The sequence below is a fragment of the Rhodanobacter sp. ANJX3 genome (assembly GCF_014200755.1).
GTDB lineage: Bacteria > Pseudomonadota > Gammaproteobacteria > Xanthomonadales > Rhodanobacteraceae > Rhodanobacter.
Window position 1 is genome coordinate 84,489 of sequence record NZ_JACHCM010000003.1, and the last position, 21,581, is coordinate 106,069.

The following is a 21,581-nucleotide window of genomic DNA, read 5'->3' on the forward strand; positions in this document are numbered from 1 at the left end:
CTCAGCGCAGCAAAAGCCGCTTCGGCTTGATCGGCAGCTTGCCCCGCCAGTACTGGATCATCGCGTAGCCGCCGACCATGCCGCCCAGGTGCGCAAAATGGGCCACACCGGCCTGCGTACCGGTCACGCCGAGAAATAGCTCGATCACCGCATAGCCGGTGACGAACAACCACGCCGGCATCGGCACGGGGAAAAACATCAGCATCATTTTTTCGTGCGGATACAGCATGCCGAACGCCAGCAGCAGCCCGAAAATCGCCCCGGAGGCGCCGATCGTGGGATAGAAACCGTGGGTGAACCACTGCACAACAATAAGCTGCGCCACCGCCGCGACGATCGCACAAACGAAGTAGTAGATAACGAAGTTGCGCGTGCCGAACGTTCGCTCGATCGTGCCGCCGAACATGTACAGCGCAATCATGTTGAACAGGATGTGGGTAAAACTCCCATGCATGAAGGCGTACGTCACCAGCTGCCACGGCTGGAAACCGACCGTCACCACCTGACCGTCGTCCAACGCACCGCTGACGTCCGACCCCCACGGCCAAAGGGCAAAGTGTTGGGTGAGCGCAAACGTGCTCGAGTCGTGCAACAGATACTGCAGCGCAAACACCACTACGTTGGCGATCAGCAGGTTGCGGGTGGCGACGGGTAAATCAGTGGGCATGGATGGTATTCCAAGTGGCGGCACGGGCGGATCGCCGCGCGCTGGCCTCAGTAGTGGTGAGCCCGATCGGCCAATGCAAGGTGCCCACTCAGGCCGATGCCATTACGATGACGCTTCATTCATATGCCGCCTGGATCGACGCAGAACATTCAAGCAAAAGCCGCCTTGCGGCGGCCTTGGGTGCGACGGCATGAGGGCAATGCCTCAACCGTGATGATCCACCATCGCAATCGCTTCCGGACGCTTGGCGCCGGCAAAGTGCTTGGCCCAGTAAGCCTCGTCCAGGCTGGAAACCTGCACGCTCTGACCGGTGGTCGGCGAGTGGATGAACTGACCGTTGGAGATGTAGATACCGACGTGCGAAATGTTGCGCTTGCCGTGCGTGCGGAAAAATACCAGATCGCCCGGCTTCATGTCGGCGCGCGCGACTTTCAGGCCCGACAGGAACTGCGAGGCGGAATTGGTCGGCAGCTGCATGCCGATGGCATGGGCGAACACGTAACGCACGAAACCGCTGCAGTCGAACCCGGTGGACGGGTCACGGCCGCCGCGAACGTAGCGGATGTCACGAAGATTCATCGCCAGACCGATCAGCGCCTTGCGCACGTCGGAAATATTCTGGAGGTTGGCGGTTGCCGAGTTCTGGTCGTCCGAGCCGTCCTGGTCCGCGGCACTGCTGCTTTTGGCGCTGTTCTTTGCGACGGTGGATTTTTCTTTCACGCCGGCAATCTCGGCGTAGGCAGGAGCAGCGGACTGGGCGAGCATGGCGGCGGGGCTGAACGCCGACGCTTGAGTGAGGAGCTGGGGACCGACAGATGCAGTGGCCGGGGCAACGTTGGTGACGCTGGGGCTGGCTAGTACGGGACCGGACGCGAAAAGTACGGAAACGAGCGCAGCAGCAAGGGTCAGTCGTTTTGTCGGCATGCGGGATATCCCCCTTTGTATTGCAGAAATCCGTCGCTTTCGTGGTCGGCGACGTGATCGATAAGTGAAGTTAACAAGAACCGACCCTGAATATGTTCGATTGAAGTTAACTAAACTCTGTCGTTCCAGAAATGGGCAATAACGGCAAAAATATCGCCAAGCCACTGATCTTGATCAGAATTCGTTCGGCAATACGATCCTCGACGAAGGTATCCAGTCAAAGTATTTACGGATTGATTACGTTAAACGGCCGAGTGCGGCGACCGGGCGCCGAAGATGGCCGAGCCGATTCTCACCTCGGTGGCGCCCTCGGCGATGGCCTGCGCGAAATCGCCGCTCATGCCCATCGACAGCCTCGGCAGGTCGTGGCCCCAACTGAAGGCCTGATCGCGCAGCTGACGCAGCGTGCGGAAGCAGCGGCGCACCTCGTCGGTCTGATCGGATTGCACCGCCAGGGTCATCAAACCGCGTACGGTCAAGGTATCGAAATCGTGCAAGGCATCGAGAAACGCCCCCAGCTGATCGGGCGGCAGGCCGTATTTGCTGGGTTCGGGCGACGTCTTGACCTGCACCAGCACATCGATGGCCCTGCCTTCATGCTGAAGACGCCGATGCAGCGCCTCGGCCAGCTCAAGCCGGTCCAACGACTGTACTTCGCTGGCCAGCCGGGCCACATCCTTGGCCTTGTTGGTCTGCAGGTGACCGATCATCACCCAATCGATGCCGCAGTCGGCCAGCGCGGGAGATTTTTCACGCACCTCCTGCGCCTTGTTCTCACCGAAGCGGTGCAGACCCAGTGCCACTGCCGCACGTATCGGCTCGGGTCCGAAGGTCTTGCTGACCGGCAGAATGGTGACCTCGGCCGGATCGCGCCCCGCGTCGAGACAGGCCTGCGCGACGCGTCCACGTACCTGCGCCCAGTTGGCAGCCAGATAATCGGTATCGGTACTCATGCGTGCGCTGAAAAGCTCACGCCTTACCGCCTGCCTGAAAGTGCTGGGCGACGACCTCGGCCACCACCATCGTCACCTTCTTGCCGGTCGGGATGTGCAGAAACTCGTTCGGGCCGTGCGCGTTGGAATGCGGGCCCAGCACGCCGGTGATGAGGAACTGTGCCTTGGGAAATTTCTCGCCGAGCATGCCCATGAACGGGATGCTGCCGCCCTCGCCCATGTAGGCGGCCGGCGCACCGAAATAATGCTGCGAGGCATCGGCTACCGCCTGCTCCAGCCACGGCGACAGCTGCGGCGCGTTCCAGCCGCTGCCGTCCTTCTCCAGCTTGAAGCTGACCTTGGCGCCGTACGGCGGATCGGCCTCCAGCAGTTGCTTGACGAACTCGCCGGCCTTGGCGCCGTTGAGCGTTGGCGGCACGCGCAGGCTGAGCTTGACCGACGTCTGCGGCCGCAGCACGTTGCCGGCGCTGTCCAGCGGCGGCATGCCGCCGACACCGGTGACGGCCAGCTGCGGGCGCCAGGTGCGGTTGAGCACCAGTTCGGCCAGATCGGAAGTCACCGGCCGCATGCCTTCGACCCACGGAAACTTGTCGTAGATATCCGCGCCCAGCACATCGGCGCAGACCTTGGCCTGCTCGATGCGCTGCGGCGGAATGTCGACGTGCAGTTCCTTTGGCTTGATCTGGCCGGTGACCGGATCCTCCAGCCGCGACAGCAGCTCGCGCAGAATGCGGAAGCTGGAGGGTACGACGCCGGACGCATCGCCCGAGTGCACGCCCTCTTCCAGCACCTGCACGGTGAGGTTGCCGCCGGTCATGCCGCGCAGCGAGGTGGTCAGCCACAGCTGGTCGTAGTTGGCGCAGCCCGAATCGAGGCAGACCACCAGCGACGGGCTGCCGATGCGCGGCGCCAGATGATCGACATAGTGCGGCAGGTCGTAGCTGCCGGATTCCTCGCAGGCCTCGATCATGATGACGCAGCGCGCGTGCGGCACGCCCTGTTCGTGCAGCGCCAGCAGCGCCGCCAGCGAGCCGAAGATCGCGTAGCCGTCGTCCGCACCGCCGCGACCGTAGAGCCTGTCGCCCTTGATCACCGGCGTCCACGGACCGAGGTCGTCGGCCCAGCCGGTCATTTCCGGCTGTTTGTCCAGATGGCCGTAGAGCATGACGGTGTCGTCGCTGGCGCCGGGTACTTCGATATAGATCAGTGGCGTGCGGCCTTCGAGCCGGACCACCTCGATCGTGGCGCCGGGCAGCTGGCTCAGCTTGGAGCGCGCCCAGTCTTCCATCAGTTTGACGGCTGCATCCATATAGCCGTGCTCGGCCCACTGGGCATCGAACATAGGGGATTTGTTGGGAATGCGGATGTAATCGACCAGCTGCGGCACGATCTCGGCGTCCCACAGGCCGCTGATGAAATCGGAAAGGCGGTCGGGATCCATCTTGCGGACAATGTCCATGGTCAACTTCCGGCAAAAAAACGATGGACCATTCTACCGCGCCGACCCGGGACGCCGCTGCAGGCGCCGACAGGCGATCAGGCACTGCCCACGCGCGTTGGAGAGCCTTGCCCACGCGGCCACTGCGGCCGAGCCGACTGCGTGGCCGATTGCCGCATGCCAGAGTTTTATGGCGGCGCGCGGACGCCGCCATCCCATCTCACGGAGGAAACCCATCATGCACAAACTCCTTGCACGAATCGCTCTCGCTCTGGCCGTAGCGCTGCCGGCCCTGGCCCTTGCCGGCACGCCGGTCAACATCAACAAGGCGGATGCCGCCACCATCGCCAAGTCGCTCGACGGCATCGGTCAGTCCAAGGCGGACGCCATCGTGGCCTGGCGCGACACCAATGGTTTTCATATGCCATACATTTCGTAATGTGACATAGTCGCGCCGTTTGCTAAAAGTCTTTCCCTCAAATTGCTGAGGTGGAAATGCACTATTACGTCCTGCAACGCGATGCTCAATCTTTGCTATACGACGGACACGAGTCAGTCGTACACATCCCGTTTGTTCTTCGAGGCGATGGCTACTACCCAGCCGAACTAAATCGATATTTAAGAACGCGATCTTTGGCCGAATGGCGACCGCACTTAGGGCACGGCGCGCTTGATACACATGGCAGAATAAGGCTCCTGACACGCGAATCTTCCAGGGCACTTGCCAACCGATTGGCAACCTTCTTCCGTTGGTGCGAACGCACTGGCAGAGACTGGCGAACCGTCACCTATCGAGAAGATCTACTCTCTTGGCAAAGGGGCTTGCTAGACGGCACCGCCTCGGAAAGCGGCTGTGGACTAGGCTCGTCTCGAGTTAACAACCTTGTCAACGAGGCTTGCTTCTTTCTCACTTGGGCTTCTGAGACCCCGACCCTCCTTGGTCCAGCTATTCGCGAATCGCTCCGCGTTCCAACGAACATTAAGAGGAAAAAAATCGCTCTCGGTCGCGGTGGAGGAGACGAGGCATTGGTGCAACAACGGGTCGGAGAACTACCAGTTAGGCGGAGCCAATTTCACTTGCCTAGTGAAAAAGAAATAGGCCACTGGATGAAATATCTACGCGCTAGGTTCACCGTAAAAAGTCTCATGTGCGAACTAATTTTAGAGACGGGAATTCGCATTCATGAGTGCAACGAATGGCGATTAGACACCTTGCCTCCGAGAGAAAAATGGAAAGTCCGCGCAGGAAAAATACCGGTCTGGATTGAACATGGAATAAAGGGTCCTAAAATATTTCCCAATAGCACTCGATCAACCAAGCCTAGAAATATTCTCGTTCCACTCAATCTCGCCGACGAAATCGATCATTATCGAAATGTCACTAGACGCAATCAGTTAAGACGCTGGATACTCGCGGGGCACAGCCCAGAGGAACGACAACGAAGGGCTTTTGCTCCCAAAACCGACAGACTTTGGCTCTCAGAGGCGAGCAACCAGCCTTTCGCTGACCAGCAACTCTACCAAGCATGGGTCTCGACGCCTTATTGCCCAAAAGATTGGCATCCTCATAAGGGACGTCACTATTTTGCCGTTAATCAGATTGTCGAGTGGATACGAAACGACCTAGCAGCTCGGCATAACAAATCAGTCCCCGAACTCACTTGGCTCCAAGGCACGATGCGAGATGCGGTGAAGCTAATACTCAGCCCACTTCTTGGACACTGTAGCGACGAGACCACCATGTTGTATCTAAAAGCAGCGCACATTCGAATCTTAGAGGAATTCGAACATCCGGCTCTGCGCTGGCAAAAGTTCTGTGACCAAGGAGACGAGTCGTGACAGTGGAATTCTCGGCGTTCGAAGGTCTGCTCCGCTGTAAGCATCAAAACCATTTGGACTATTCCATAGATCTCTCTGAGCTATGGCGAGGCGCGCCCCCAACTAAATTTGGTACGGGCTCCAAAACTTGGAAAGGCGGCTTCCGCGGACGTCCAGAACTTGCGAAAGCACTTTGGGGATCTATCGTAGATTCGGTCGAGGGTAGAGCGCCGAAATCATTACGTTTCGTCGCACGTTACCTACGAAGTTTCTATCGATTTTTGGATCAATACGAAAATGCAGGTTTCACACGAGTCGATAACCTTTCTGACATCAGTTCCGAGCTTTCTATCATTTGGCAAAGGCCAATCGCGAAAGAATGGTCGTGTGACATCCATCAATCAACTTACTCTTATATCGGAAAGATTATCCGATCTGCAAGATTAGAGTATTTTGGTCTTGGCGACATTTTTGAGTGGCACTCTTTCCAAAGAATTCGCCCATATCCAGGCGATTTACCTAATGAAAAAGAAGTACGTAAAGCGCTGACTCTTCTTAAACATACGGCATACAAAATATTTGACCGCTGGAAACGTGCCGACAGACTGGCGCTCGAAGGGCGCAACATATTGGACTTCCAGCACGGCAAAGGCCATAGCTTAGATTACGCAACAACAGAAGCTGATGCCCACACTTCTTATCGCGTTTTAATCGAACGAACAGGTAGCCCCTTGCCTGGGAAAGTCGCTCTCAATCGGGCTCTAGGCTTGAGCGAAAAAGGTCATGTTCCGAAATGGTGGCCGCGCCATGACTCGGATCATCCGAGAGCAGGAAAACACGTGACCCCATCGTCACTAGAGGCAGGTTTATATCCGACGCTTGACGATATCGACTGTCTAAGTCAGCTCTTCATGGCGCGAACCGGATGGAATCCATCCACCGTGTACAACCTTGATATTGGAAACCCAGAGTGGGCACGCCCACATGGAGATGAAAAATCAAACCTCTGGATCATTGAGTCATTCAAAGTTAGAAGTGCTGATTGGCAGTGGACAATTGCCTCAGGCCGGGTTACGTCTGGACCTTACGCAATAGTGTGTGCGTTGTTAGAGCGCACGCGGGCACTCAGGGATTGGATCGCTGAAAATCCGAAAGCTTCATCTCTTCCAAGGGTTGCCCTCCGCTCGCCTTGGATAGCGCGAGGGGATGGTATGAGAGCGGGACGAATTGTCGTTCGCCATAGTGATGAAACCGGCTTCGCCAGCACTTATTGGAAACGACTTGTCTCAAACAACAACAGTGCATCTACCCCAGAGCAACAAGTTCCCACCACTCTTACGCCGAGTGACTGGCGCGACATTTTTGCCAGCCGAGTATTTGTCGACTCTCGATACAGCTGGGTCATGGTGCAGTGGGCTCTGGGGCATAAGCATGTCGCAACGACTCGGCTGTACCTAAGAAAAATTTTGTGGCGACGTTACTCCGAGAAGAAACTCTCAGACCTGCAAGTCGTAATGATTGACGGCATCGAAGCGCATGCTCGTATCGACGCGACAATCATACGTGCCAAGCTAGAGTACGACTTCGAGCCGAGCAGCAAAGATCTTGATCGGCTGAACGCCTATAGAGAAACCATAAGGGAGGAAGAGCTTACTTACAGCGGCTACAGGTGCGGCGACCCCAACAATCCCCCTTTAGAAATTGACCCCTCCAATCCCGGCGATGGGTCTGTCCAATGTGTTCGCGGAGATCGCTGTCCAGGATGTCCAATTGCACAGGCTGTTGATAGTTGGCACATGGCAAAGCGACTGGCTGAACTGCGGTGGCTTCGATCCAATGTCAGCGCAACAATTTGGGCCGAAGCGCAATACGCGAGCGACCTAACCAGTCTTGAGGCGGATCTGAAGCAATGGCCTATCGAAGAGGTCGCTAGCCAGACGTCTCATTGGGAAACGCTGATTGCGTCGGGCAGTCACAAAGTCTTGCGCTTCGGGGCGAGGCTATGAGCAAAATTGATTCTTTCCTCGTCCAAGACTTAGAACGTTTGAGAGCGGATGCTCGGTCGGCATTCTCCGTCAGCGAAATTCAAAATTTTAAGAGAGTAGACCTTCTGGCACTTCAATCCAGACTTGGGCATGGATCTACTTGGGGGAAATGGAGAACGCCAGAGGAATGGCTTCCCAAATCCCTATCTGCTGGTGCGTATTTGATCGAATGGGAGTTGGACACGGCATTCGCCGATCGTGCGTGGACTGAAGTACTCCGCTATGCACTTTTACGGTCGTTGGTCAAAAAGGGGCGCGCAATCGCAAAACCTATAACTGTCATGAGCGAGGTGCGGTTGCTTAGACGACTAGCTCCAGCGCTGACAATAGCTTCTCATGGCACCAACCGCTGGTGGAGCTCCCTAACCGTTGACGAAATGTTAGAACACATGGGTAACAGGGGCGCGGCACAGGTGCTGTGCGCTTTTCTCGGCTTTCTTTACCGTCGCAAACTTATCGCTGAGGAGCCCCGACAAGCACTTCGTGACGATGGCGCAATCGAACGTGTAAGAAAAGGCGAGCAGCTCAAACAATCGCATATATCGACCCGGATGGGGTACCAGCCTTTCCCTGACGAATTTACGGGTCAGTGTGGCCAAAGGGTGCTTTGGCTAATCAAGACGCTCGGACCCACCCTTCTCGATTGTCTAGAGGCATGCCTCGATGCGCGCCCTCCACCTCCTTCTAGAAATCACTACGCAGCACTCGTAAAGGGAAGCAGAACGGCGCAAAACGAAGCGATGGAAACAAATCGAGTTAGACGCACAATAGTCAAAGAATGGGAGTGGAGAGATCCGACCGGCCGACGTATCGAGCGTATACCTTTTGGTGTTTTTTCCGCTAGATCAATCTATTCAAGACGTCAGCTGAACTTAAAATTGAGAGACAACGAAGACCCCAACTCACTCCCGGAAACGTGGCAAGCAATGCGCAGCTTTTTGACGTTGCTCGAAGCCGCTCATGCTTGGCTGCTATTACTAGCATCAGGCCCACGCGCTTCGACCGCCTTGAGCCAAAAAGAAGATTGTCTAGAAGCGGTAGGTGATGGCTACCGCCTGAAAGGCATAGTTACAAAGAACGATCGCAGCGTTGCTGGATATTCCCGCGACTGGCCCGCGCCACCCATCATTGAGTTCACCGCCAGACAGCAGATCCGACTGGCGCGCTTGCTCAAGCGGATGGAACCTCTCAGCGCGAGCGAGAACACCGGCGATCACCTTTGGGTTACCACGTTAAAGTCGCCTGTTGGTGGGCGCCTACATGACATGAACGCTCTACTCAATAAGCTCGTCAAGAATCTAGGGCTTAAACACCTATTAGCGGAGGAGCACCAAAGCGCTCATGTCCATCGGTTCCGTAAGACCTTGGCTAGAGTCATCGCGCTAACCCTCACAAACGCGCAGATGGTCGCAATGGACTGCTTTGGTCACGACGATCCAGATGTAACACTCAAGCATTACATAATGAGCGATAGGGCAATCATCGCTGACGTCCAACAGGTGCAACGAGAGCTCGTCATCCTAATGGCCGTCGACGCAATTAATCAGAGCGAGACGCTTGGTGGGAGAGTTAGTACGAAAATTCGCGAGGCCAAAGCTCAGTTTCAGAGGCTACATCGCAAAAGCAAACTCGACCCCGAAGACGTCTACGAGCTTGCTGAGGTATTGACGTTAGAGGGGCGCGAGTGGGCCATCGTAATGCCCGGGGTAATATGTGCTTTGCCCAATCTTGCAACCGGGCCATGTGGGACCAGACAAGGCCGACGCAATCCAGGTAATTGTCAGTCGGGCTGCGCCCATCAGCTGCTTACGGCATACAATAAATCCGAGTGCGATGACACAGTTAGCTATATTCTGGAGCAGATCCAGAAGTCTGAAGATCTACATTCAGTCAGCCTAAACATGTGGGCAGGGCAACTTAGGAATTGGCTGTATAGATGGCACGACGTCTATCTAAAATGGTCTGACCATCCTTTGGTACAGCGGTATGGCAACCCCGATTTAGAAGCCGACGGTATTTTCTCGTGACCCAGAACAAGCCAGCCTCTGCGGGAATTATCAAACATGCCAAGCTCCGCAGCGAGACGATACAGAGCCGCATAACAACGGCTCTACGAGCTATTGAAATCGATGTCGAAAATAACGACGGTATCTACCCATACAACGGTGGGCGACTGAGTCAATCCGAGGTGTGCCGTCGAGCGGGCGTCCATAAGGTAACGCTGCAGGGAAAATCACATAAGAACTCAACTAGGGCTGAGGTTGAAAAGTGGCTAGCCCAAATAAAGCGATCACTACTTTCTGGCCAAAAAGTGGTTCGCCATTCCGTCACACAGCGCGTAGATTATTGGAAACATCGCTACTTGCAGATTGCTCAATGGGTTGATCATTACCATTTAGAACAGGCGAGCTATTTGACGACTATTGCCCAACTTGAGAAGCAGAACACGGATCTTCAATTTGAAGTCGCCAAACTTCAGAAGGCTCTAAGCAACGGAACGGTTGTCAGCATTAAAAAGCGCTGAGCGTTGAAATTTTTAAAGAAGTTCCATTTGACAGTACCGACCAATACCTTTGCTTTCAGCAGCAGGTAAAAGATGATAGAGAGAAGCGCTGGCTAGGCACAGATCTCGGGCCGGGATTGACGAATGATGCGTTGCATTTTTCAGTCGATCTGTTCGGTACCAAAGCGGACGTATGTATATATTCGCGTCCTGAACGTTAAACTTAATCACGCCTAGACATATCGGGAAATGTTTTGTTCTGGATCGCCCGGCCTGACCCTCGCGCATAGATGTTTTAAATTCTGAGAGATCAATACCGCAAATAGAATTGAACTTAGCTACCTGTCACGACGCATCTTGATGCTGCCCAAAGCGACTCTTGAGACATTTGAACAATGCCTGCTGTGTTCGCTCATTTCCGAGCGCACTTTCTGGATCGCAAAACACCACATGATCCATCTCGTTCTCGGGCCAACCATCTAAATCGTCATCGATTGCAAGCCAAGATGTCGGCATGCGGCGCTGCACGTCCCGCTTGATCTGGCGGTGACGCGACGCGTCCCGCCACCAAAGCGTTTCATCGTAATCGCGTTTGAACCGACTATGCCAGGTCGCACCAACTACCCGTTCACGCAAGCCGTTAGGTAGGTGGCGGCACACCCACGAATAACTTTTAATCCGTATCCAGCTTGTCGACAGTACGATCCCAAGATCTGGATAGGGAGCAAGCTGCTCGACAAGTACGGAAGCATGCTCAAAAAGTTTTCCAGTATCACGCAGGAAAACCCTCCCCTTAGCGTTTTGATATGCCTCGTCCGGGTGTAAGACACCGTCGAAGTCAAGATAGATTACCTTTTCATGCATCAAACAGCCTCGATCTATGCGGCCTTCGCGTTGCGCGACATATTGATAATGATCCCTTTGCGGCATTTCGGCTACCAGGCCGTGCATCAAATGCTAATGTCCGCGGCTGACCTTTTCACGAATAGCAGCACGCCGCGAGGATGCTTGCTGGCAAGTGCGGCGGCAAGCGGCTCAGTGGAGGCGAAGGATGTCCAGAAAGCCGTTGCTCAAGTTCGACGCCAGATGATCAGCCGAGTGCGTTTGCGTATTGAGCAAGATATCGCCGCGGGTTTGCTCCCTGAAGATACGAAAGCAAAGTCTCTAGCGAGTCTGGCGATCGCGTTGGTTCAGGGTATGTCGGTACTGGCGCGAGACGGTGGACGACGCGAAGACTTGCGGGCAATTGTCACGGTTGCAATGAACGCTTGGCCTAGTCACTTGGCTTGAGACCCACGCTTGGCAAGACAGACACTCAAGAAGTCATCTGAATTGTATAAATGGGTCTGGTCGACGACTACCTCGATTGCTTTAAGTCGGATGCGTCGAAGGCAGAAGTAATGGGCGAGTTAGAGTTTCATTACGAAGAAATGGATCCCAAGGAGCGGAAGGAACGACACGAAATAATGCGTTTTATTGGCTCGCCGCGCGTCTACTTCGACGATGCAGAAGAAGGCGGCGAGCCCATCCAAAGCGAGGTCGATTAATTGCCGCCCTGTACGGTATTTTGTTTGTACGGCCTGATAGCTTGATGGACTGCTAAGGGCCGGAAAGCGACGATTGGGCAAGAGCCGCCAACCGAACAGCCGTCCAACTAAAGGTCACTAACCGGCCGATAGTGTTGAAAAACTCGCTTCAAAAACTTGAGATGGTTCAAAGCGAGAAAATTCGGCCGCGACAATCGCTTTCTGTCGGCTTGAATGTGTAAATTTATACAGAATCGAATTGTCGTTGCCGTCTCGATTAAAAATTTGGACGTCTATTTGTTAAGTCGGATTTTTTCAACAGAATCGGCCAAAAGCAGACGTTTAACGCATGCGTTAAGTGGCGGTAGCGACACGACGCACGGTCCCTACCTCTGCTCCTGAATAGTCGACAGACTGTCTGAACTTATCTGCTCCAAAGACTTGCGAAAACGGAAAAGCAACGACAGGAATACGACACCACAGTATTCCGCAAGACCGCCTCGCCCGCACAACGCTCGAGTTAAGCGGCGGCGAAGCCACCATCTCCGGAGTGTCTGATGGCGAGCACGGTGACGCATGAGGCGATGATCGATCCCGATTTGCGCAAGTATGTTCAGCGGCAGGGACGGTTGCTCAACGATAGGCTGCCCGAACGATTGAAACAGGACAAGCAAGCCAGACTTTTACGGGCTGATCTCGAGCCAGAGCTTGTCGTGCCAATCATCGTTGCAAAATTTCGTGCAATACGCCCGCAAGACTGGTTTTACGCGATATTGCGCATTTACACCGTAGAAGCTGAGCTTTACGCGCCGCGCTTGATGCGCGGAAATACACGTGCGGTTCCGATTGCACAACGGGCCCCGCGCTTTTGTCTTAAGGACGGTCTGTTCCCATGAGCTTTATTTCATAAGGCGTTGTCGGAGATCGTCCAAGAGCCAGCTCCCTCCACGACCCAAAGGCCGCCCGCGGACATGCGCTGCGTAGACCGGCAGCGTTCCCGTGGGCGATATGCCCTCGTCAGAGATGTCGAGCTTCACCAATCGGCCGTCCGCCAGATACGGTTCAACGACAAAGGGCGGCATCTTGCACCAGCCAAAACCCGCAAGCAGGAAATCGAGTCTGCGCCCTAGATCGACAAAGCGCCAAATTCGACTGCCAATGACGCCGTAGCTCGGACCCTCGGTGCCGTGGGCATCAGACAGCACCAGTTGCACGTGGGCTTCGAGATCGGCACGGTCCAACTGACGGCCGAGGCGCACGAGCGGATGGTCTGCTGCGACGACGGGCATAAGGTCGAGATTCATCAAAGGGTAAGCCATCAAGTCGTCCGGTACGGACGGCAGCAACAGACAGAATGCCAGTGACGCGGAGTGATCTCGCAGACGTCTTTCGGCTCCGCCCACCCCTTCCGTGGAGAAGGAGACGGACAGATCGGGAAACGTATCGCGAAGGGCGCGAAGGCTGTCTATTAGCGGTTCCGTCGGAACAAGGGGATCAATTGCTAGCGTCAGGGCCGGCTCCAGCCCCATCCGCGTTCCGGCAGCGATGGCGCGGAACCGATCCGCGCTTGCAAGGATCACGCGGGCCTGGTCGACGAGTACGCGCCCGACCGGCGTCAACGTGGGTTTTTGGCGAGTGCGATCGAACAACTCAATCCCTTGCGTCTCCTCCAGTGTCTTTATGGCCAAGCTGATGGCGGACTGAACTCGGCCGAGCGAGCGTCCTGCCGCCGAAAAGCTTCCGGCGTCACTGATGGTCACCAAGACGCGCAACTGATCCAGCGTGAGATTGCCTATCAAATTCATCTCCAAAAGTGATAGAAGACATCACAATTTAGTCGCTTCCGCTGATATAAGTCACCTCTTATATTGCGAGGATGCAACCAACATTCTTTATCAATCACGGCGGTGGCCCATGTTTTTTCTTGCCACGCGGCCCTACGCGGGCGACGTGGAAACCGCTTGAGGACCATCTCGATGGTTTTGCGTCGGCACTCAGCGAACCGCCGCTCGCCCTCCTCGTGATCTCGGCGCACTGGCAAGAGGCGGTGCCAACCGTCAACGTCGCTGCGGCACCGCCACTGCTGTTCGATTACTACGGCTTTCCCGACGAAACCTACCAGATCACTTGGCCGGCGCCCGGGTCACCGGACATCGCCACGCGCGTGCGCCGTGTGCTCCATGACTTAGGACTTAAGAGCGCCGCGAATGATCGTCGAGGCTACGACCATGGGGTCTTTATTCCGCTCAAGGTCGCCTTCCCCGATGCTGAAATTCCTGTCGTACAGCTCTCGCTGCAACGCGGGCTTGATCCAGCGACTCACCTGGAAATCGGTCGTGCTCTCAAGCCATTGCGCGAACAAGGCGTGCTGATCATCGGAAGCGGCCAGACGTACCACAACATGCGCGGCTTCGGAGGCGCGGGTCCAGATCTGAAAGCTGAAGCATTTGACGCCTGGCTACGGGAGGCCATCACTGCCACGGACTCGCGCGATCAATCGCTCATCGACTGGGAACGAGCCCCCGGTGCACGCGACGCGCAGCCTCATGAGGATCACCTATTGCCCCTGATGGTTGCCGCCGGTGCCGCCTCAGGAGAGACGGCCATCGTGGACTTTCATGGTTATGCACTAGGTAAACCCATTTCGGGCTTTCGCTTCGGCTAAGCCGCTTCAAACCCTTGGCGAACCGACCGCTGGCCGGGCGGTTCGAAAACTCACGTAAATAAGGAACGTCTTCATGCCCACCCTGCTCGTGGTTGAATCCAGCCCTCGCGGCGAATACTCCATGTCACGCGGACTCACCCAGCTGTTCGTCGACCAGTGGATGAAAAATCATCCGGATGGCCGCGTGGTCGAGCGCGACCTCATGAAGAGCAATCTTCCATTCGTCACCATGCCGTGGCTCGGGGCATATTTCGCCCCACCCGACCAGCATACGGATGAAATGAAGGATATCCTTCACCTGTCCAATGAACTCGTCGAAGAGATTTTGGCTGCCGACCATATTGCCATCGGCACGCCGGTCTACAACTACAACATCCCAGCCGTGCTGAAAGCCTATATCGACCACATCGTTCGCAAGGGCATGACCCTCGGGTTCTCCGGTGAGGGCTTGGTCCACGGCAAGGCGTGCACCCTCCTTATGGCATCGGGCGGCGTCTATACGAAGGGTTCTCCCATCCGCGACCGCGATATTGCAACCAGTTATTTGCGGCTGATTCTCAAGGTGATCGGCATCGAGGATGTCACCGTGGTCGCCGGCGGAAACGCAAAGTCAGTCGACATGGGGCAGATATCTCGCGAAGATTTTTTGCAGACGTTTGCCTCGCAGGTGGAGGCCGCTGCGTCTAGGGCCTGATGCCGTTCCCTTCGCATTCTTTGCGATCTCCTTGCCTACTTGCATACAGCCACTTCTTACCATTCTGGCGTGACTGAACATTTTTTGCAGCGAGCGCTGAAAAATGCTTGTCCTGATCAGCGGCGGCGGCCTGCTGGTATAAAGCTTTAGGGCTATATTGCCAACAGGTCCGCTTTCGACGGCGGAAATGGTTGGTCGGTGAAACGGTCTGATCAAATCGTCCAGCTGATGCTTCTGGGTTGATGGTTTTTCGCGACCGCTCGTTTAACTCGTCAAGGGATGCTGATCATGATCGAAGCCCATCGCCCGATGGCTGGAAAGGTCTGCATGGTGACCGGTGCAACAGGTGGTATCGGTGAAGTCACAGCGCGCGAGTTAGCTAGGCAAGGCGCCACGGTGGTCGTCGTTGGCCGCGACATCCAGCGGTGTCAGCAAACGGTGGAATCCATTCGGCGAGCGACTCCCAACGCGTCAGTAGAATTTCTCTGCGCGGACTTGTCGTCGCAAGCGCAAATTCGCCTTCTAGCGCAGCAGTTTCTTGAGCGACACAAGGCGCTGAACGTACTCGTCAACAACGTGGGTGCTTTATTCACCCTGCGCCAGGAAAGCGAGGACGGCATCGAGATGACGCTTGCACTCAATTATCTTGGCGTGTTCTTGCTTACTCAACAGTTGCTTGATGCGCTCAAAGCAGCCGCTCCCGCTCGCATCGTCAATGTCGCCTCAGAGGCATACGAAGATGTATCGCAATTCAATTTCGATGACCCGCAATGTGCAAAACGTGGATTTGGGGGTTATCCAAGCCACGAAATTGGCAATATTTTTTACGCGCTAGCGATGCCTTGGGCGCATCCCGCGTTTCGCCAATATGCGCACACGAAACTCGCCATTCTTATGTTCACGCATGAACTATCTAGGAGACTGGCCGGTTCCGGCGTGACGGCCAATGCCCTGCACCCAGGCTTGGTCGCAACCCAGTTTTCAAAGGGAAATGGCGTCTACGGCTGGCTCATGCGACGCTACATGAGTTTGCGCGGCATAAGCGTCGATGAGGGCTCGGCGACGTCAATCTATCTTGCGACGGCGCCGGACGTGGAACAGATTTCAGGCGCCTATTTTGTGAAACAGCAAATGGCGACGACCTCCGCCTCTGCAAGGGATGAAGCAGCGACGACCCGCCTGTGGCAGCTAAGCGAGGCTTTGGTGAATACTTAGCGCGACCCTAGATATTGGGAGCTCTCGAGCCTGCGATATGACAGCAGCCTGACGTCAGCATTAAGCCCTTCACCATCGGTTAGCCGATAAAATTATGAGCACAGCCGCGGGCAACGTGATCTGCTGCCGATATCGCACGACAGTGACAAGAAAGAGCACGATGCCCGCTGGGCGAAAATCACCAGTATGCTGGATCGTCCTGATGCCGCTGTTCTGGCCTCAGAACCTCATGATGACTTTCGCAATGGCGAGCCCGTCTCGGATAGATACACCATCGCCATTGAACTATCCGATCACAGTTGGGTGCAATTCGATACCGCGCAGCGTAGCTGGGGTTTAGATCACAGCTCACGGTTGCTAATAACCGTTCTGTTTGTTTTGCTCTCCAGCGGCTTAATCGCTAGCGTGGCCAGTAGGTATCTGGCTCGTCCGGTGCAGCGCTTCGCCGATGCCGCGGAAACCTTTGGCGCCGGCGCGCCTGCCGTGCCTTTGCAGCTAAGCGGCCCGCTAGAAATCCGCGAGGCCGCAGCAGCTTTCAACGCCATGCAGGAGCGTATCCAGCATCTGATGGATGCCCGCACGGAAATGGTCACGGCGATTTCGCATGATTTACGCGCGCCGCTGACTCGCATGCGCATGCGCGGGGAGTTCATCGACGACGGGGAACAACAGCGCAAACTTTTCCGTGATGTCGACGAAATGCAGGCAATGGTCGAGGCGAGTCTGGCATTTTTTCGTTTGGATGGTCAGCAAGAAGAGATGACCCGCTTTGAACTGAGCGAGCTGATTCTCACAGTGGTGGACGATTTCCGCGATATCGGTCAATTGGTAGAGTCCCCTGACCTTATGCCAATGGTCTATCAGGGCCGCCCGCTCGCGTTAAAGCGAGTGCTAACCAACTTGATCGAGAACGCGGTGAAATACGGCAGCAGAGCGCGCGTTGCGCTTAAGGCGCAGAACAGCCAAGTCATTATCACCATCGACGATGACGGACCCGGCGTTCCTCCTACCCTGTTAGCCAAGCTTTTCCTGCCCTTTTTCCGCATCGAAGTTTCGCGCAATCGCGCTACCGGCGGTTTCGGGTTAGGCCTGCCGTCAGCTCGCTCCATCATTCGCAACCATGGTGGAGAACTCACCCTGGAAAACCGGCAGCCCCATGGGTTACGTGCCATTGTCTTGTTGCCCATGTCTCCTAAATAAGGGCAAACGCAACATTCGGGTTGCGGGCGGCAACACCAAAAAAAACGACAAACCACTATATTGTTCGTCGATCAAGGCGACGGCTATTCAGTGATTTTGGTAGTGCGGGTCAGCATGCTGATTCTGATCATTGCGAACTTGCTGCAGACATGCGCCCGAGCAAGGAGTCGCTAAAGGTGTAGCCGTCTATGACGGTAAGGCTGGTTTCTCTCTGGCGGGATGTTGGGGGAGGTCCCCTGGCCTTGGATCAGCTCCCGGATGCGATCCGTATCGTAAGGCCTTGTCTGCCAGCACGAAGGGGCATGGGCTAAGCAATGTGAGCGCTTTTTCGTCAGTGATACAGCGGCCGCCTCCCCCATGGCAAAAAGCTGGTGACTTGGAACGACGCGATTGCGTTAAATCCCGGCATGTTGATCACGTAAACCACGAGCCTATCTAAATCGACGAAAAAAAACCGCGCGTATCGTCGAAGCCACGCCGATTGAGAGGGCCCCGTTGCGGCAGACTGGTTTGGATATACGGAATAAGATAGCCCGCGCCAAGACGCGTTTCGATCACATTCGTCAGACCAGATTTGGCTAGCTTTTGCCGTAGACCGAACACGATGATCTCGACGCTCTTGTCGGACTGGTCGCACTCCGTACCCGGTAACCGATCCAGAATTTCGAGACGCGTGAATACTTGTCCGCGGTAGCGCATGAGCAATTCCAATAGAGAAAACTGACGCGGCGAGAGCTTCAACGATACCCCCGACGTCCCCCCGCCTTGAGTAGCGGGTCCGTTTGGAGTCCGGTGTTACTTTAACTGCTTGGCGTAGGCGGCGGGTGTCAGTCCGCCCAGCGCCTTCTTCGGTCGCTCCTCGTTGTATTCGCGTCGCCAACGTTCGATCTCGGTGCGGGCGTGCAGCAGGCTGGGAAACCAGTGTTCGTTGAGGCACTCATCGCGCAGGCGTCCGTTGAACGATTCGATGTAAGCGTTCTGGTTCGGCTTGCCCGGTTCGATCAGGCGTAACTGCACGCCACGCGCGTGCGCCCAGGCGACCATCGCCTTGCCGCAGAACTCTTTGCCGTTATCCGTGCGAATCGTCCTGGGAAGGCCGCGACTGTGGGCCAGGCGATGCAGCACGCGCGTTACGCCCATACCGGAGATCGCCCGCTCCACTTCGATGCCGACCGATTCATGCGTAGCGTCATCAACGATGGTCAGGCACTTCAACACGCGGGCATCGGCCGTGCGATCGAAGACGAAATCCATCGACCACACCTCGTTGGCCGCCGACGGGCGCAGCAGCGGTTGCCGCTCGCCGATCGGCACCTTTTTGCGCTTGCGCCGACGCACCTGAAGCCGTTCTTGCTGATACAGCCGCTCCACACGCTTGTAGTTCACCAGCGCGCCTTCCTGTCGAAGCTTCAGATGGATCATGCCCACGCCGTAACGCTTGTGCCGCTGCGCCAGCGCCACGATGCGCTGGCGAATGTCCACGTTGTGATCCGGGCGCGGTGCGTAGCGGTAGGCACTCGCGCTCATGCCCACGACGCGCAACGCGCGTCGCTCGCTCAATCCCTTGTCGATCATCTGGCGCACCAACACGCGTCGGGCCGGTGCGCCTACGGTTTTTTTCGCAGGACGTCCTTGATCACCTCGTTCTCAAGCATCTGCTCGGCGAGCAATTTCTTCAGTCGGATGTTCTCGGTCTCCAACTCCTTCAGACGCTTGGCCTCCGGCACGCTCATGCCGCTGAACTTGCTGCGCCAAAGGTAGTAGGAGGCTTCGCTGAAGCCGTGCTGGCGGCACAGTTCCTTGATCGGCAGGCCCGCGTCCGTTTCACGCAGGAAGCCGATGATCTGTTCGTCGGTAAATCGCTTCTTCACGTCCAATCTCCTTCGATGGTGGGATTGGACTCCAAATCATCGTGCTACTCAAAACCGGGGGGGCGTCGCCCCCGCAACATCAACTAAGCGCGTTAGCGGGTAGATACTCATTGCCCCCATTGAAAGAAAGAGCAGTTTGGCTGCTTTAGGTCGTCTGGACAAAGCACGAAGCCGTGCCAGCAGTTCGTCGAAACTAAACGGTTTCGCCAAGTAATCGTCCGCTCCCATGTTCAGTACGCTTATTCTGTCCGACACCTGGTTGCGGGCTGACAGCACAAGGATCCGCGGACGATTCGCGCGATGGCGTAAATGATCCAGCACAGCCAAACCGTCCTTGCGTGGTAGAACCACAGAACAGACACAGTGACAATGCAGGCAGTGGAAGGTCTTTACGTTTTGGAGGATGGCAGCTCGACCGTCGAAAGACGCAAACTTCGATCACTAGATAAAACCTTGATTCCTCTTTCGGGCGGCGAATTCGACCTTCTGATGGCGTTCGCGGAACATCCTCAACACGTCTTGTCACGTGAACAACTTATCGATCTCGCACGCGGCCCGCACCACAGCGCATTCTGTTCCGCACCTTTTCTGTCGAGAGCACAGAGCTGAACAGGGACAAGATCGATAGTTATATAAGCCAGTCGCCAATGCTCGTTACCGAACTCTTCCCGGTGATTGGCTAACAAAATGCCGCGCACATTGCCGAGGACGCGGCCGCCGGCGGCGCGACGCTGAAAGAAGCGGCGATCAAGTCTGGGAAGGCGACTCAGGAGCAGTTTGAGAAGATCGTCAATCCTTCAACGATGATCGGAAAGGATTTAGCTGCGCGTAAAGCTGAGTGCAAATTCCGCTCTGGAGCGGGCTCTCTGAGACTAAAGCTTCTCCATACCTGCGATAACAGCGGCTAATCGCCCTCCCCAAGATCCAAAAACGGCCAATAACAGCCGGTCGGTGAATCAGTCGCGTCGCCCGATAGCGGTCGTTCGGCGCTCGGAATGTTCAACGCCAAGCAATAGCACGCGAGCAAGCGCCGGCCCCGGTAATGACCGGCGCATGTATACCCACTACAGACGATCAAGCGGACTCATCGTACGCTGACGTCTTGGTGAACGTGCGTGTAGATCATCTTTGTCTGTAGGCTGCGTTGCCCAAAGAACATTTGGATGGTTTGAGTGTCCGTTGGGCAAACAGGTCCGTGGCGAACGAATGTCGCAACGTATGGCCGCTGGCATGCTCGTGGACGCCAGCTTGCTCCAGCGCCAGCTTGAATCGTCTCTGGATCGTGGCTTCTGATGCGTGCCAGCGAAGTAGCCCCCGTATCAAGGCAGGGACGAACTACTTTGGACGGAAATACTAATGCCAGGCAGGGCTGCGAGCGGTATTGGCATACTTCCGGAGCAGCGCTCCGGGCAACGGAACATATCCGCGGCCTCGATCGACATCGCGCTTGTATAAGCGATGACCTGAAACAGGTGCCGTTGAAGCGCCTGCGTCGGCGTCGCTGGCAGGACAGTCGTGCGGTCCTTCGCTCCCTTATCCGCGGGCGGCGTTCGCTAGCAAGATGGCGTCGATCTGTTCGAGCGCGCACAAATAATCTTTCGCTGACGCACCATCGGTAATGTCATTGGCTTAGTCCGCGAAAGCAGGCCAGAAATCCCTTCCGTTCGGGTTCTCGGACTTCCTGGCCTCTTATTTTCGGTCCAACGCATCCAGTTGTTCCTGGACTTGCTCGCGCGTCAGCGTCTTTCTGCCTTGGCACGCTCCCGTCGGTAGGGCGGACTATGTGCACGCTCAGGTCGAAGCTGCGTGCTCGAACCAAAGTGACTTGACGGGTGCTTCACCGTGGCGCTGATACGTGTGGCGCACCCAGCCACCAGAAGCCCCCCATGAGCGATGACAAATCCAAAACCGGCACTGCAGATCGCAAGCGTGTCAATGTCCACGAAGCTTATGAATTACGGGATTGGGCTAAAAGTGGGGCGTGTCCGAGCAGCAGGTTCGCGATGCTGTCGCGAAAGTCGGCGTGATGTCTGACGACGTCAAACGCGAGCTGAAAAAGTAA

The 21,581-nt window shown here is 56.0% G+C and carries 20 protein-coding genes and 3 pseudogenes; 14 read left to right on the forward strand and 9 right to left on the reverse strand.

The genetic code is table 11. From position 1 onward, the window contains the following. Position 1: 1 nt before the first annotated feature. The 4 genes from HDE76_RS08840 to HDE76_RS08855 all read right to left on the reverse strand — a co-directional run bounded on the left by HDE76_RS08840 (position 2) and on the right by HDE76_RS08855 (position 3,985). Complete coding sequence (locus HDE76_RS08840; RefSeq protein WP_184506807.1) at positions 2-667, reverse strand: rhomboid family intramembrane serine protease; 666 nt, start codon at positions 665-667, stop codon at positions 2-4. Between the two features lie 204 nt (positions 668-871). After that, the gene (locus HDE76_RS08845; protein ID WP_179479542.1) at positions 872-1,591 is read right to left on the reverse strand and encodes a C40 family peptidase; all 720 of its coding nucleotides are present in this window, start codon (positions 1,589-1,591) and stop codon (positions 872-874) included. Between the two features lie 242 nt (positions 1,592-1,833). Further along, entirely contained in the window at positions 1,834-2,544 is a 711-nt protein-coding gene (locus HDE76_RS08850) for a YggS family pyridoxal phosphate-dependent enzyme (protein WP_184506809.1), read from the reverse strand. Between the two features lie 16 nt (positions 2,545-2,560). Further along, positions 2,561-3,985, reverse strand: a complete 1,425-nt coding sequence (locus HDE76_RS08855; RefSeq protein WP_184507686.1) for a M20 family metallopeptidase — start codon at positions 3,983-3,985, stop codon at positions 2,561-2,563. A 235-nt stretch (positions 3,986-4,220) separates the two neighbouring features. Between HDE76_RS08855 and HDE76_RS08860 the strand changes: the two genes are divergently transcribed. The 5 genes from HDE76_RS08860 (at position 4,221) to HDE76_RS08880 (ending at position 10,369) form a co-directional block, all read left to right on the forward strand. Beyond that, positions 4,221-4,421: a helix-hairpin-helix domain-containing protein gene (locus tag HDE76_RS08860; RefSeq protein WP_184506811.1), complete on the forward strand. Its 201-nt coding sequence runs from the start codon at positions 4,221-4,223 to the stop codon at positions 4,419-4,421. A 668-nt stretch (positions 4,422-5,089) separates the two neighbouring features. Continuing rightward, entirely contained in the window at positions 5,090-5,821 is a 732-nt protein-coding gene (locus tag HDE76_RS08865) for a hypothetical protein (RefSeq protein ID WP_184506813.1), read from the forward strand. After that, positions 5,818-7,806 (forward strand): hypothetical protein, encoded by a 1,989-nt coding sequence (locus tag HDE76_RS08870; RefSeq protein ID WP_184506815.1) that lies wholly within the window; start codon positions 5,818-5,820, stop codon positions 7,804-7,806. Before HDE76_RS08865 ends, HDE76_RS08870 begins: the two co-directional genes overlap by 4 nt. Continuing rightward, complete coding sequence (locus HDE76_RS08875) at positions 7,803-9,872, forward strand: hypothetical protein (protein ID WP_184506817.1); 2,070 nt, start codon at positions 7,803-7,805, stop codon at positions 9,870-9,872. Before HDE76_RS08870 ends, HDE76_RS08875 begins: the two co-directional genes overlap by 4 nt. Further along, a complete protein-coding gene (locus HDE76_RS08880; RefSeq protein WP_184506819.1) occupies positions 9,869-10,369 on the forward strand; it encodes a hypothetical protein in 501 nt (166 codons plus the stop codon). Before HDE76_RS08875 ends, HDE76_RS08880 begins: the two co-directional genes overlap by 4 nt. Before the next feature lie 324 nt (positions 10,370-10,693). Here HDE76_RS08880 and HDE76_RS08885 read toward each other — a convergent pair whose 3' ends face one another. After that, the gene (locus tag HDE76_RS08885; protein WP_184506821.1) at positions 10,694-11,212 is read right to left on the reverse strand and encodes an HAD domain-containing protein; all 519 of its coding nucleotides are present in this window, start codon (positions 11,210-11,212) and stop codon (positions 10,694-10,696) included. Here HDE76_RS08885 and HDE76_RS08890 point away from each other — a divergent pair. The 3 genes from HDE76_RS08890 to HDE76_RS08900 all read left to right on the forward strand — a co-directional run bounded on the left by HDE76_RS08890 (position 11,207) and on the right by HDE76_RS08900 (position 12,770). Beyond that, a complete protein-coding gene (locus tag HDE76_RS08890) occupies positions 11,207-11,638 on the forward strand; it encodes a hypothetical protein (RefSeq protein ID WP_184506822.1) in 432 nt (143 codons plus the stop codon). The genes HDE76_RS08885 and HDE76_RS08890 overlap by 6 nt on opposite strands. A gap of 50 nt (positions 11,639-11,688) precedes the next feature. Beyond that, positions 11,689-11,895, forward strand: a complete 207-nt coding sequence (locus tag HDE76_RS08895; protein WP_184506824.1) for a hypothetical protein — start codon at positions 11,689-11,691, stop codon at positions 11,893-11,895. 536 nt (positions 11,896-12,431) lie between these two features. Continuing rightward, entirely contained in the window at positions 12,432-12,770 is a 339-nt protein-coding gene (locus tag HDE76_RS08900) for a hypothetical protein (RefSeq protein WP_184506826.1), read from the forward strand. A gap of 3 nt (positions 12,771-12,773) precedes the next feature. Here the strand turns inward: HDE76_RS08900 and HDE76_RS08905 are convergent, their stop codons facing one another. Then, positions 12,774-13,673 carry a LysR family transcriptional regulator gene (locus HDE76_RS08905; RefSeq protein WP_221262369.1) on the reverse strand — a complete coding sequence of 300 codons (900 nt, stop codon included), beginning with the start codon at positions 13,671-13,673 and terminating at the stop codon, positions 12,774-12,776. Between the two features lie 77 nt (positions 13,674-13,750). Here HDE76_RS08905 and HDE76_RS08910 point away from each other — a divergent pair, with 77 nt between their 5' ends. From HDE76_RS08910 to HDE76_RS08925, 4 genes are all read left to right on the forward strand, one after another. Next, positions 13,751-14,539, forward strand: a complete 789-nt coding sequence (locus HDE76_RS08910; protein ID WP_184506830.1) for a class III extradiol ring-cleavage dioxygenase — start codon at positions 13,751-13,753, stop codon at positions 14,537-14,539. Between the two features lie 73 nt (positions 14,540-14,612). Next, complete coding sequence (locus HDE76_RS08915; RefSeq protein WP_184506832.1) at positions 14,613-15,233, forward strand: NAD(P)H-dependent oxidoreductase; 621 nt, start codon at positions 14,613-14,615, stop codon at positions 15,231-15,233. 288 nt (positions 15,234-15,521) lie between these two features. Then, positions 15,522-16,448, forward strand: a complete 927-nt coding sequence (locus HDE76_RS08920; protein WP_221262370.1) for an SDR family oxidoreductase — start codon at positions 15,522-15,524, stop codon at positions 16,446-16,448. 186 nt (positions 16,449-16,634) lie between these two features. Further along, positions 16,635-17,648 (forward strand): ATP-binding protein, encoded by a 1,014-nt coding sequence (locus HDE76_RS08925; protein ID WP_184506834.1) that lies wholly within the window; start codon positions 16,635-16,637, stop codon positions 17,646-17,648. A 435-nt stretch (positions 17,649-18,083) separates the two neighbouring features. Here the strand turns inward: HDE76_RS08925 and HDE76_RS08930 are convergent, their stop codons facing one another. From HDE76_RS08930 to HDE76_RS08940, 3 genes and pseudogenes are all read right to left on the reverse strand, one after another. After that, positions 18,084-18,389, reverse strand: a complete 306-nt coding sequence (locus HDE76_RS08930; protein ID WP_184506836.1) for a winged helix-turn-helix domain-containing protein — start codon at positions 18,387-18,389, stop codon at positions 18,084-18,086. Next, positions 18,386-19,519: pseudogene (locus tag HDE76_RS08935) on the reverse strand (IS3 family transposase). The gene HDE76_RS08930 and the pseudogene HDE76_RS08935 overlap by 4 nt, the downstream one beginning before the upstream one ends. A gap of 48 nt (positions 19,520-19,567) precedes the next feature. Further along, on the reverse strand, positions 19,568-19,870 hold the full coding sequence (locus HDE76_RS08940) for a response regulator (RefSeq protein ID WP_343205681.1): 303 nt from the start codon (positions 19,868-19,870) through the stop codon (positions 19,568-19,570). A gap of 44 nt (positions 19,871-19,914) precedes the next feature. Here HDE76_RS08940 and HDE76_RS20755 point away from each other — a divergent pair. Continuing rightward, a pseudogene (locus HDE76_RS20755) lies at positions 19,915-20,074 on the forward strand (winged helix-turn-helix domain-containing protein); the annotation flags it as partial. A 1,331-nt stretch (positions 20,075-21,405) separates the two neighbouring features. Next, positions 21,406-21,581 (forward strand): annotated as a pseudogene (locus tag HDE76_RS08960) (DUF3606 domain-containing protein).

Excerpts from the sequence above, each read along its gene's own strand:
- HDE76_RS08890 (WP_184506822.1), top strand. The coding sequence starts at position 11,207 with ATGCATCAAACAGCCTCGATCTATGCGGCCTTCGCGTTGCGCGACATA.
- HDE76_RS08895 (WP_184506824.1), top strand. The coding sequence starts at position 11,689 with ATGGGTCTGGTCGACGACTACCTCGATTGCTTTAAGTCGGATGCGTCG.
- HDE76_RS08885 (WP_184506821.1), bottom strand. The coding sequence starts at position 11,212 with ATGCATGAAAAGGTAATCTATCTTGACTTCGACGGTGTCTTACACCCG.
- HDE76_RS08865 (WP_184506813.1), top strand. The coding sequence starts at position 5,090 with ATGAAATATCTACGCGCTAGGTTCACCGTAAAAAGTCTCATGTGCGAA.
- HDE76_RS08860 (WP_184506811.1), top strand. The coding sequence starts at position 4,221 with ATGCACAAACTCCTTGCACGAATCGCTCTCGCTCTGGCCGTAGCGCTG.
- HDE76_RS08875 (WP_184506817.1), top strand. The coding sequence starts at position 7,803 with ATGAGCAAAATTGATTCTTTCCTCGTCCAAGACTTAGAACGTTTGAGA.
- HDE76_RS08920 (WP_221262370.1), top strand. The coding sequence starts at position 15,522 with ATGATCGAAGCCCATCGCCCGATGGCTGGAAAGGTCTGCATGGTGACC.
- HDE76_RS08850 (WP_184506809.1), bottom strand. The coding sequence starts at position 2,544 with ATGAGTACCGATACCGATTATCTGGCTGCCAACTGGGCGCAGGTACGT.
- HDE76_RS08910 (WP_184506830.1), top strand. The coding sequence starts at position 13,751 with ATGCAACCAACATTCTTTATCAATCACGGCGGTGGCCCATGTTTTTTC.
- HDE76_RS08915 (WP_184506832.1), top strand. The coding sequence starts at position 14,613 with ATGCCCACCCTGCTCGTGGTTGAATCCAGCCCTCGCGGCGAATACTCC.
- HDE76_RS08900 (WP_184506826.1), top strand. The coding sequence starts at position 12,432 with ATGGCGAGCACGGTGACGCATGAGGCGATGATCGATCCCGATTTGCGC.
- HDE76_RS08855 (WP_184507686.1), bottom strand. The coding sequence starts at position 3,985 with ATGGATCCCGACCGCCTTTCCGATTTCATCAGCGGCCTGTGGGACGCC.
- HDE76_RS08840 (WP_184506807.1), bottom strand. The coding sequence starts at position 667 with ATGCCCACTGATTTACCCGTCGCCACCCGCAACCTGCTGATCGCCAAC.
- HDE76_RS08845 (WP_179479542.1), bottom strand. The coding sequence starts at position 1,591 with ATGCCGACAAAACGACTGACCCTTGCTGCTGCGCTCGTTTCCGTACTT.
- HDE76_RS08925 (WP_184506834.1), top strand. The coding sequence starts at position 16,635 with ATGCTGGATCGTCCTGATGCCGCTGTTCTGGCCTCAGAACCTCATGAT.